At 66.8% G+C, this 11107-nt stretch carries 8 protein-coding genes, 1 pseudogene and 1 riboswitch; of the genes and pseudogenes, 7 read left to right on the top strand and 2 right to left on the bottom strand.

The window, feature by feature from the left end; all coding sequences use genetic code 11:
- Positions 1–155 precede the first annotated feature (155 nt).
- Positions 156–247, bottom strand: a riboswitch (TPP riboswitch).
- Positions 248–300: 53 nt separating this feature from the next.
- Positions 301–945 carry a TetR/AcrR family transcriptional regulator gene (locus VLF18_RS19970; RefSeq protein ID WP_325281391.1) on the bottom strand — a complete coding sequence of 215 codons (645 nt, stop codon included), beginning with the start codon at positions 943–945 and terminating at the stop codon, positions 301–303.
- Positions 946–964: 19 nt separating this feature from the next.
- On the opposite strand from VLF18_RS19970, the gene VLF18_RS19975 reads away from it, so the two are divergent.
- From VLF18_RS19975 to VLF18_RS19995, 5 genes are all read left to right on the top strand, one after another.
- The gene (locus tag VLF18_RS19975) at positions 965–2173 is read left to right on the top strand and encodes an efflux RND transporter periplasmic adaptor subunit (RefSeq protein ID WP_325281392.1); all 1209 of its coding nucleotides are present in this window, start codon (positions 965–967) and stop codon (positions 2171–2173) included.
- 182 nt (positions 2174–2355) lie between these two features.
- Positions 2356–5547 carry an efflux RND transporter permease subunit gene (locus VLF18_RS19980; protein WP_325281393.1) on the top strand — a complete coding sequence of 1064 codons (3192 nt, stop codon included), beginning with the start codon at positions 2356–2358 and terminating at the stop codon, positions 5545–5547.
- A gap of 11 nt (positions 5548–5558) precedes the next feature.
- Positions 5559–5876 (top strand): hypothetical protein, encoded by a 318-nt coding sequence (locus VLF18_RS19985; RefSeq protein ID WP_325281394.1) that lies wholly within the window; start codon positions 5559–5561, stop codon positions 5874–5876.
- Between the two features lie 128 nt (positions 5877–6004).
- Positions 6005–6661, top strand: coding sequence for a protein-L-isoaspartate O-methyltransferase (locus VLF18_RS19990; protein WP_325281398.1), 657 nt, complete (start codon positions 6005–6007; stop codon positions 6659–6661).
- Between the two features lie 72 nt (positions 6662–6733).
- Positions 6734–8128, top strand: a complete 1395-nt coding sequence (locus VLF18_RS19995; RefSeq protein ID WP_325281395.1) for a TolC family outer membrane protein — start codon at positions 6734–6736, stop codon at positions 8126–8128.
- A gap of 81 nt (positions 8129–8209) precedes the next feature.
- On the opposite strand, the gene waaA is transcribed toward VLF18_RS19995, so the two are convergent.
- Entirely contained in the window at positions 8210–9493 is a 1284-nt protein-coding gene (gene waaA / locus VLF18_RS20000) for a lipid IV(A) 3-deoxy-D-manno-octulosonic acid transferase (RefSeq protein ID WP_325281396.1), read from the bottom strand.
- A 157-nt stretch (positions 9494–9650) separates the two neighbouring features.
- On the opposite strand from waaA, the gene lpxL reads away from it, so the two are divergent.
- The gene (lpxL, locus tag VLF18_RS20005) at positions 9651–10568 is read left to right on the top strand and encodes an LpxL/LpxP family Kdo(2)-lipid IV(A) lauroyl/palmitoleoyl acyltransferase (RefSeq protein ID WP_325281397.1); all 918 of its coding nucleotides are present in this window, start codon (positions 9651–9653) and stop codon (positions 10566–10568) included.
- Between the two features lie 163 nt (positions 10569–10731).
- A pseudogene (locus VLF18_RS20010) lies at positions 10732–11107 on the top strand (hypothetical protein); the annotation flags it as partial.

The following is an 11107-nucleotide window of genomic DNA, read 5'->3' on the forward strand; positions in this document are numbered from 1 at the left end:
GCCGGTAACGTGGATCTTGCGCGAGCCCGGAATCGGGCGCGTCACGTGTTCGGACAGTTCCTGGGTCTGGCGCACCAGGTCGGAAGGCAGGGCGTTCATCGGCATCGTCCTCAAAGGTCGGGGGACGAAGCGGCGGCGCGCGAGCCCGCATGGATGCGCCTCGCGTCGAAGCTTCCTACGCCGGCATGACCCGGGTCAGGTACGAAGGGACTCTCTCAGCCCGATCTGGGCACCCCCGCTTCAGGCGCGCATTCAAGCACGAAGCGGGGGCTGTGGGCGAGTCGCGGCGCCGACGCGGCCTCAACCGCAGCCGCGCGATGGCGCGTAGGCGCGCAGGAACATGTCGACGGTCGCGTTGATGTGGTCCTCGACCGCCTGCTCGCAGAACGGTTCGGAACAGCCGCACATCATGCGTGCATGGAGTTCGCCCTTGAGCAGACAGAAGAACTGCGACGTCGCTCGCCAGACCTCCGGAATCTCGAGCTGTCCAGCATCGACTTCAGCCTGCAGGAACGCTTCGAAAGCCGCCTGAAGCTTCTTCGGACCGGCTTCCCAGAACAGTTGTGCGAGCTTCGTCGGCTGTGCCTGCGAGGTCATCATCCGGTGCAGGGAAATCGACTCCTCGCTCGTGATCAGCGCGAAAAACGCGCGCGCGATCGTCAGGAGCTGGCCTCGGATCGGACCACTGAGATCGGCCATGAACAGCGCCGAAGGCACCTGCTCCTCGCACTTCGCCTCGATCACCGACTTGAACAACGTCTCTTTGTCGGTGAAGTGGCTGTAGACGGTCAGCTTGGAAACGCCGGCCTCAGCCGCAATCGCATCCATGCTCGTGCCGTCGAATCCGTGGCGCGGAAACAGCCGCTTGCCCGCATCAAGGATTGCTGCGCGCTTCTCGAGATCTTTGGGCCGCCCTGGAGCGGCCTGTTTCATCACTGATGACATGGCCAATAAATACTAGACAGTGCAGTTTAGTAATGATACTGTACCGAACAGTTCAGGTAAACCCGTTCGTTATCTTCTTCCGAGGATTGTAACAATGCGCGCCCATGACACCCCCAGCCTGCCGAACCGGCTTCGCCGCCTGGGGATAGGCCTGCTCCTGATCGTCCCGACCCTTGTACTCGTTTCCGGCTGCAACACACGCGCCGAAGTGCAAGATCCTATCCGTCCCGCGATTGTCGCGCGTCCGCAGTCCGCTGCGGCCGAAGCCGGCACGTTATATAGCGGCGACGTCAAAGCCCGCTATGAAAGCTCCCTCGGCTTCCGCGTCGGCGGCAAGATCCGTCAGCGCAGCGTCGACGTCGGAGCCCACGTCAAGGCCGGCGACATCATTGCCGAACTCGATCCCCAGGACCTGAATCTCCAGGCCAGCAGCTCCAGAGCCTCGCTGGCTGCGGCCGAGGCCGATCTTGCAACGGCCAGGTCGGAGCGCGACCGCTACGAGGCGTTGCGCGCGAAGAACTTCGTCAGTGCAACGCAGTTCGATGCCGTGGACAACCGACTCAAGGCAGCCACCGCCCGCGCCACGGAAGCCCGCGCCGCGTTGAACGTCGCCCAGAATCAGGCCGGCTACAGCGAACTGCGCGCCGATCACGACGGCATCATCACTTCGATTGCGGTCGAAGCCGGTCAGGTTGTCGCGCCAGGGCAGACCATCGCCACATTGGCCCGCGACGGCGAACGCGAGGTCGAAATCAGCGTGCCGGAAAGCCGCATCGGCGACTATCGCAAGGACCAGCCGGCGACGATCGAACTCTGGGCCGAATCCGGCAAGCATATGGCCGGCACGCTCCGCGAAATCGCTCCCGAAGCCGACACCATGACGCGTACCTACCGCGTCCGCGTCGCGCTCGGGGGCAACGCCGGCGGGGCCAAGCTCGGCCAGACGGCACGCGTGTTCTTCAGCGGTGACGAGAGCGACGCTGCGCACGTCGTACCGCTTGCCGCCCTGTATGAGAAGGACGGCAAACCGGCCGTCTGGGTGCTCGATGCGAAGACGCGCCAGGTCCACCTGCGCCCGGTGACGGTCAGCGCCTACCGCGAACAGGGGGTCGTGCTGCTCGCCGGCGTCGACACACAGGACTGGATCGTCGCCGCCGGAGTCCACAAGCTGCGCGAAGGCCAGTCGGTCAACCCGGTCGACCACAGCAACAAGCCGCTGACGCTGTAAGCCGCCAACCGCTTCCCCGCCCTGTCGCTGCTCCGCCGCCCTCCCCCCTCCCCAACGGCCGGGCAGCGACCAGGGCACCCTTCTTTTGATTCGCCGCGGCACGACGCACCGCGGCGTCCGACCACCGCCCGCAGGCTCCGGAAGCGTTCCGGCGCGCGCAGGCATTCGCCACAATAATGACAATGACCCAATTCAACTTGTCCGAGTGGGCACTGCGGAACCAGTCGATCGTGCGCTACTTCATCGTAGTGCTCGCGCTGGTCGGCATCCTTTCCTATCGCTCGCTCGGCCAGTCGGAAGACCCGCCGTTCACGTTCAAGGCGATGGTCATTCACACTACCTGGCCCGGCGCGACCGCAGCCGAAATCAACGAGCAGATCACCGAGCGCATCGAGAAGAAGCTGCAGGAACTGCCGGATCTGGAATTCCTGCGCAGCTACGCGCGCCCGGGCGAATCGCAAATCATCGTTGTCGCGAAGGATTCTTTGGTTTCACGCTACGTGCCGGATCTCTGGTACCAGGTGCGCAAGAAGGTCGGCGACATCCGCCACACGCTGCCGCCGGGCGCGCAGGGTCCATTCTTCAACGACGAATTCGGCGACACTTTCGGCAACATATATGCCCTGACCGGCGACGGTTTTTCCTACGCGCTGCTCAAGGACTATGCCGAACGCCTCAAGCTCGCGCTGCTGCGCGTGCCGAACGTCGCGAAGGTCGATCTGATCGGCCTGCAGGACGAAAAGATCTACATCGAAGTCTCCAACGCGAAGCTCGCGACGCTCGGCGTCAGCTTCGCGCAGGTACAGGCCACGCTCGAAGCGCAGAACGCGATCACACCGGCCGGCAGCTTCGAGACGGCGTCCGATCGCATCTACATCCGCACCTCCGGGGCGTTCGATTCGGAAAAGGCCATCGGCGACATCGCGATCCGCGCGAACGATCGGCTGTTCCGCCTCAGCGACGTCGCCGAGGTCAAGCGCGCCTACACCGATCCGCCGCAGCCGCGCATGCGCTTCATGGGCAAGGAAGCCGTCGGCATCGCCGTATCGATGAAGAAAGGCGGTGACATCATCGTGCTGGGCCGAGACCTCGACGCCGCGACGAAGCAGCTCGAACTGTCGCTGCCGACCGGCCTCGAACTCGCACGCGTGGCCGACCAGCCGCACGCGGTACAGCGTTCGGTCAACGAATTCGTCCGCACGCTCGCCGAGGCGGTCATCATCGTACTGCTCGTCAGCTTCTTCTCGCTCGGTTTCCGCACGGGTCTGGTCGTCGCACTGTCGATTCCGCTCGTACTCGCGATGACGTTCGCCGCGATGCGCTATTTCGGCATCGATCTGCACAAGATCTCGCTCGGCGCGCTCGTGCTCGCGCTGGGACTCCTCGTCGACGACGCGATCATCGCGGTCGAGATGATGGCGGTGAAGATGGAACAGGGCTATGACCGCGTCCGTGCCGCGGCCTTCGCCTATACCTCGACCGCGTTTCCGATGCTGACCGGCACGCTCGTCACTGCCGCAGGTTTCCTGCCGATCGCGACGGCGCAGTCGGGTACGGGCGAATACACGCGCTCGATCTTCCAGGTCGTCACGATTGCGCTGGTGATCTCGTGGATCGCCGCGGTCGTGTTCATTCCGTATCTTGGCTACAAGCTGCTGCCGGATCTCGGCAAGCCGGCGGAACCGCCGGCGCCCGGATCGTTCGCGGCCCGCGCCGATTCGCTGCGCCGCCGCGCGATCGGTCTGCTGCCGCGCCGCTTACGCGGCGCGCTGGCCGGTGGTCCGCCGCGCGGTCATGAGCATGAGCACGATCCCTACGCGTCGTCGTTCTACCGCCGTTTCCGCCGCGTCGTGGACTGGTGCGTCACGCATCGCCGCATCGTGATCGCCGCGACCTTCGCGCTGTTTGTCGCCTCGATCGTCGGCTTCCGCTTCGTGCAGCAACAATTCTTCCCGGATTCGACGCGTCCGGAACTCATGGTCGACATGAAGCTGACCGAGGGCTCCTCGCTCGACGCGACCGCCGGCCAGGTCAAGAAGCTCGAGCAGTGGCTGAGCGCGCGCGCCGAACTCGAAAACTACGTCAGCTATGTCGGCACAGGCTCGCCGCGCTTCTACCTGCCGCTCGACCAGCAGCTGCCGCAGGCGAGCTTCGCGCAGTTCGTGCTGCTGACCAAGGGGCCGCAGGAACGCGAAAAACTGCGCGCCGAACTGCTCGCGTTGTTCGAGAGCGATTTTCCGGAAGTTCGCGGCCGTGTGCTGCGCCTGGAGAACGGTCCGCCGGTCGGCTATCCGATCCAGTTCCGCGTCTCGGGCGAAGACATCGGCCTCGTGCGCAAACTGGCCCGCGATGTCGCCGAGCAGGTGCGCAAGAATCCGCATGTGCGCAATGTGAACCTCGACTGGGACGAACCGAGCAAAGTCATCCACCTGGACATCGACCAGGATCGCGCACGCGTGCTCGGGGTCAGTTCGCAGGATCTCTCGAATTTTCTGCAAAGCTCGCTGTCCGGCGTGCCGATCTCGATCTACCGCGAGAAGGACGAACTGATCCAGGTGCTGCTGCGCGGCCCGGCCGAGGAACGCGCGCGGCTGTCGCTGCTCGAGAATCTCGCGGTGCCGACGGCGTCGGGCAAGACCGTCCCGCTCGGCCAGATCGCGCGCCTGCAGTACGAGATGGAAGAAGGCATCATCTGGCGCCGCAACCGCCTGCCGACGATCACCGTGCGCAGCGATACCGACGGACTGATGCAGCCGCCGACGATCACCGCGGCGATCGAGCCGACGCTGGAAACGATCCGCGCGAAGCTGCCCGCCGGCTATCTGCTCGAAGTCGGCGGCACGGTCGAGGACTCGGGCAAGGGCCAGCGCTCGGTCAACGCCGGCGTGCCGCTGTTCCTGTTCGTCGTCCTGACCTTGCTGATGCTGCAGCTCAAGAGCTTCAGCCGCACCGTCATGGTGTTCCTGACCGCTCCGCTCGGCCTGATCGGCGTGACGCTGTTCCTGCTCGTGTTCAACGTGCCGTTCGGCTTCGTCGCCATGCTCGGCACGATCGCGCTGTCAGGCATGATCATGCGCAACTCGGTCATCCTCATCGACCAGATTGAACAGGACATCGCCAAGGGCCACGCGGCCTGGGATGCGATCGTCGATGCGACCGTCCGGCGCTTCCGCCCCATCGTACTGACGGCGCTCGCGGCGATCCTCGCGATGATCCCGCTGTCGCGCAGCGCGTTCTTCGGACCGATGGCCGTGGCCATCATGGGTGGCCTGTTCGTTGCAACGGCGCTGACCCTGCTCTTCCTGCCGGCGCTGTACGCCGCGTGGTTCCGGATCAAACGTCCGGCCGCGGACGCCGCTCCGGTCGGCGCATAGGACCTCGAAACATGTCATCCGTACCCGAACTCCAGCTGAGCCAATCGTTCAAACTCGCGCAGCGCATCTGCGCGAGCCTGCTCGATGCACGGCATTTCGACGCCAGCCTCGCCATGGCCTCGCGCGTTCGCATTGCCGCGCTCGACAAGCTCGATCTCGCGCGCATCACCCGCTGGCTGGCCTGGCAGACGCACGTGCGCAACCCTCAAGCGCTCACGCGCATCGAACGGGTCGATCAGCGTCTGGCCGCCAGCGTGCTGCATGCCCGTTCCCGCCTGCCGGCGAGCGGACGTCCGAGCCTGTCCGGAAGCCCGCGTCGGACAGCGTAAGGTGAGTAATGTCAGGTACTTGCGATGACTTCCGGCACTACGGAGCGGGCTCGGGAACAGCGATCCTGAATTTGCCGTGGCGGGCGCCAGCGCCTATGCTTTCGCCCCTTTTCCGTTGGAGTCGCACCGTGTCCCTGAATGTCGAAAGGGCTCGTTTCAACATGATCGAGCAGCAGGTGCGTCCGTGGGACGTCCTCGACGCGCGCGTGCTCGCGGTGCTGGGGGAAGTGCGGCGCGAGGAATACGTCAGCGCCGAACACCGCCAGCTCGCGTTCGCCGATCTCGAACTGCCGCTGGCCCACGGCGAATTCATGATGAAACCCGTGATCGAGGGCCGCGTGCTACAGGCGCTCGACGTGAAACCCGGCGACGGGGTGCTGGAAATCGGCACCGGTTCGGGTTTTCTTACCGCCTGTCTTGCCCGCCTCGGCCAAGACGTCGTCAGCGTCGAGCAGCATGCCGATCTGGCCGCGACCGCGCGCGAACGCCTGCAACGCGACGGCATCGGCAATGCAAAAGTGGAAGTTGCCGAAGCCGTGCGCGATTTCCAGCCCGGCCGCGAATTCGACGTCGTCGTGCTGACGGGCGCGGTGCACACGCTGCCCGAACACTTCAAAAGCTGGCTCAAGCCCGGCGGACGCCTGTTCGCGGTGATCGGCGAATCGCCGGTGCAGCAGGCCATTGTGTTTACGCGCGACGGCACCACTGTGCGCGAGACCTCTTTGTTCGAAACCGATCTTGCCTACCTGACGAACGCCGCTCCTCCGAAGCGGTTCACGCTTTGACGTTCACGGCCGGGCGAGTTCGCAACCCTTTTTGAGCCTTAAACCAGGACGGCTCCTTTCCAGGAAGCGACAATGACCAAGCGAAACCCGTTCAAGCTGCTGCCCCTGTCACTGGCCCTCGCGCTGGTGCCCGCGCTCGCCTCGGCCGACGACCTGAACCAGATCTATGACCTCGCCCGCCAGAACGACCCCGTGCTGTCGGGCGCCGAAGCCCAGCGCCTGTCCATCTCCGAAGGCGTCGACCAGGCGACAGCGGCGCTGCTGCCGCAGGTCGCCGCGTCGCTGAGCTTTTCCGACAGCAGTCGCGATCAGTACAGCGCCGGCGTCGACCGCAACCAGCAGGGCGCGCTGGTTCCGATCGTCTACACCACCGCGAGCGACGGCCGCGGCACCGTACTGCAGGGGCAGCTGACCCAGTCGATCCTCGACTTCAGCAAGTGGACCGCGCGCAAGGCCGCGAAGGAACTCGAACGTCGCGGCGACGCGCAGTACGTGCAGGCCGAACAGGCCCTGTCGATCCGTGTCGCAACGGCCTATTTCACCGTGCTCACGGCTGAGGACACGCTGACCTTCTCGCAGGCGGAAGAGAAGGCGCTCGGCCGCCAGCTCGATCAGGCGCAGCAGCGCTTCGAGGTCGGCCTGTCCGCGATCACCGACGTCAACGAGGCGAAGGCACAGCACGACTCGGCGCGCGCCGCGACGATCAACGCGCAGAACGCGCTCGACGACGCCCGCGAAGCCCTGCGCGAAATCACCGCCAAGGAACCCGGTCCGCTGGCCCGCCTGCGCACCGAGATCCCGATGCAGGAACCCGTGCCCAACGACATGGAAGCCTGGGTCAACAAGGCGCTGGCCGAGAATCCGGGCCTGAAGGCGCAGGAATACGCGGTTTCCGCCGCGCAGGCGAACATCAACACCGCGCGCTCGGGTCATCTGCCGACGCTGTCGGGTTCGTACACCTATTCGCGCCAGCCGACTTGGGGCGACGGCAGTTCGAGCCTGAGTCCGGACATCGGCGAAACGCACAGCAACGGTCGGACGACGACGCGCACGGTCGGGCTGCTGCTCAACGTGCCGATCTTCAGCGGCGGCTACACGCAGTCGCGCGTGCGCCAGGCGGTCTATGACCGCGACGCGCAGCAGGACGCGCTGGAACAGCAGAAGCGCGCCCTCGTGCGCAATACACGCCTGAACTTCCGCGCGGTCGTCGCCGGCATCAGTGAAGTCGAAGCGCGCAAGCAGGCCGTGGTTTCGGCCAACAGCGCACTCGAGGCAACGCAGGCCGGCTTCGAAGTGGGCACGCGCACGATCGTCGACGTGCTGCTGTCGCAGCGCCAGCTGTATCAGGCCCAGCGCGACCTGTCGCAGGCCCGCCACAGCTTCGTGCTGAACCAGCTGCTGCTGCGCCAGTCGGCCGGCAACGTCGGTCCGAACGACCTGAAGGAAGTCAACGCGCTGCTCGAATGAGCGCGGCTTGATCCGAACGACGAAAAAGCGGGCATTGCCCGCTTTTTTCGTTTCTGCGCCGGAGAATTCTGCGCCGGGAAATCAGGACGCCGCGCGGCCCGCGAGCACGGCCTCGATCGCAGCCATGTTGCGCGCGACCGCGCCGCGCTCGCGCTCGAACACGAGACGCGCCTGCGCGCCCATGCGACGTCGCCCCGGTTCGTCGGCGAGCTGGCGCGCGATCGTCGCGCCGAGTGCGTCGGCATCGCTGATCTGCAACGCACCGCCGTCCTCGACGAGGCTCGCCGTGATGGCTTCGAAGTTGAAGGTGTTCGGGCCGACGACGACCGGGACCGACAGCGCCGCCGGCTCGAGCACGTTGTGCCCGCCGATCGGCACGAGGCTGCCGCCGACGAAGGCGACGTCCGACGCCGCGTAGTAGTGCAGCAGCTCGCCGAGGGTGTCGACGACGAAGCACTGGCTCGCGGTGCCGGCCGTGACGTCTTCGCTGCGCGTGCGCGTCGCGAAGCCGAAACTGCGGCAGGCCAGCGCAACCGGCCGGAAGCGCTCGGGATGGCGCGGTGCGATCAGCAGCAATGCATCCGGGAAGCGGCGCAGCACCGCAGCGTGCGCCTTGAGCGCGATCAGTTCTTCGCCTTCATGCGTGCTGGCTGCGATCCAGACCGGCCGATGCGGCCCCCAGGCCTCGCGCAACTCGCGCCCGACGTCGGCAAGCTCGTCGGGCACGGCCATGTCGAACTTGATGTTGCCGAGCACCGACAGGCGCGAGGGTTCGGCACCGAGCTCGAGCAGACGCTGCGCGTCGGCGCTCGACTGCGCGGCGACGTGGCGCGCGGAACGGATCGCGACGCGCGCGAGCGGACGGACCGGTCCGTAGCCGCGCAGGCTCTTCTGCGACAGCCGCGCGTTCGCGACCACGAGCGGAATGTTGCGCCGCTCGCATTCGTGGAACAGGTTCGGCCAGATCTCCGTTTCCATGATGACGCCGAGCCGCGGACGCACGCGATCGAGGAAGCGGGCGACCGACGCCGGCAGGTCGTAGGGCAGATAGACATGGAACACGCGCTCGCCGAACAGCTTCTCGACGCGCTCGGAGCCGGTCGGCGTGATCGTCGTGATGACGAACGGCAGGTCGGCGTGTTCGCGCATCAGCGCTTCGATCAGCGGAACGGCCGCATTGACCTCGCCGACGGAAACCGCGTGGATCCAGATGCTTTCCTTGAAGCCCGGCGGCGGAAAGAAGCCGAACCGCTCGCGCCAGCGCCCGAGATAGCCGCGATAGTGCAGCCCGCGCCGCGCAAGCCGGATCAGGATCACGGGCGTCAGCAGGTACATCACGAACGTGTAGAGGGATCGCGGGAACACGTATCGGGGCATGCGGCGGGGGCGGCGCAGTATAGCCGCCGCGGTCGGCGCCGGCCCGTCCGCCGGCGCGCGGACGGCGCGCGCGATCCGCCCGGCGGGCGCGTCCGCATCGCCGCCCAGGTCGGGCACCGCGGCCGTTGCGGCTACACTGCGCGCAATGTCCGATTCCGTTCCGGCGTCCCGCACGCTTTCGTCTCCGCGCTACTGGCCGTCGCGTCTGGGTCTCGCCCTGGTCCGCGGCGTCGCGCGCCTGCCGCAGCGGTGGCAGCGGCGTCTCGCCGCGCTGCTGGGCTGGCTCGCGCAGGGCCTGCTCGTCATGCGCAAGCGCGTCGCGGCGCGCAATCTCGCGGTCTGTTTTCCCGAACTCGACGAGGCGGCGCGCGCGCGGCTGCTGGCCGACAACCTGCGCGACAGCGGCCGCATGCTCGTGGAGTTCGCCGTGGCCTGGTTCGGCAGCGATGACGCGATCGCCGCGATCCCCTGCCGCGTGACCGGGCTCGAACATCTCGCCGCCGCTCGCGAACAGGGGCGCGGCGTGCTGCTCGTCGGCGGACATTTTTCCCATCTGGAATTGTGCGCACGGCTCGTATCGCGGCGCATCCGCATCAGCGGCATGTATCGCGTGATGGACGATCCGGTGTTCGAACAGGCCGTGCTCGCCGCACGCCTGCGCTACGCCGACGCGATGTTCACGAAGGACGAACTGCGCGCGACCGTGAAATACCTGCGGCGCGGCGGCACGGTCTGGTACGCGCCCGACCAGGACATGCGCGGCAAGGACTCGGTATTCGTGCCGTTCTTCGGCGTGCCGGCGTCGACGATCACGGCGACGCATCATCTCGCGCGGCTCTCCGGCGCGCTCGTGCTGCCATTCTTCCACCGGCGCGACGCCGACGGCGGCTACACCCTGCGCCTCGAAGCGCCGCTCGCCGATTTCCCGAGCGACGACGCCGTCGCCGACACCGCGCGCGTCAACGCCGCGATCGAAGCCATGGTGCGCGAGGCGCCGTCGCAGTATCTCTGGCTGCACAAGCGCTTCAAGACCCGCCCAGCGGGCGGCGCTCCCCTCTACTGAGCCTTTTCTGCGGCGGCCCCACGGTCTGCTGACCCGTCGTCCGGCCGGCGGCGACAACTGATCCGCCGGGTATCGGCCGGCGATACCCGCGCACGACCTTGGGGACGCCGCGGCCGGCGGCCGCTAGAGTGCGAACGTCGCATTCACGGAGTGGAGAATCGAGATGCCCTGGCTGCTGGGTCTGATCGGTCTGTTCATCGGCGTCCTGCTGGGAAGCACGCTGCTCAAGAGTGCCGCCGCGGTCGGCGCCATCTTCGGCACGCTGATCGGCGTGCTGTTCGGGCGCATCAGCGCGCTGCAAAGCCGCCTCGGCCGCATCGAGGACGATGTCGCCACGCTAGAAGTCGCGCGCGCCGCGCGCGACTTCGCCGAGGAACCGGCGCCACGCCGCGCGCCCGCGCCGGCGCCGGCCGCGCAACGGCCGGTCGAGTCCGCACGCGCACCCGCGCCGATGCGCCCGCTGACCGAATCCGAGCCCGAGCCCGAACTCCCGCCGTTCGAATACACGCCGCGGCGTGCGTCCGGCGCCGCCGCAACGC

It is taken from the genome of Tahibacter sp. (assembly GCF_035481375.1).
Lineage (GTDB): Bacteria > Pseudomonadota > Gammaproteobacteria > Xanthomonadales > Rhodanobacteraceae > Tahibacter.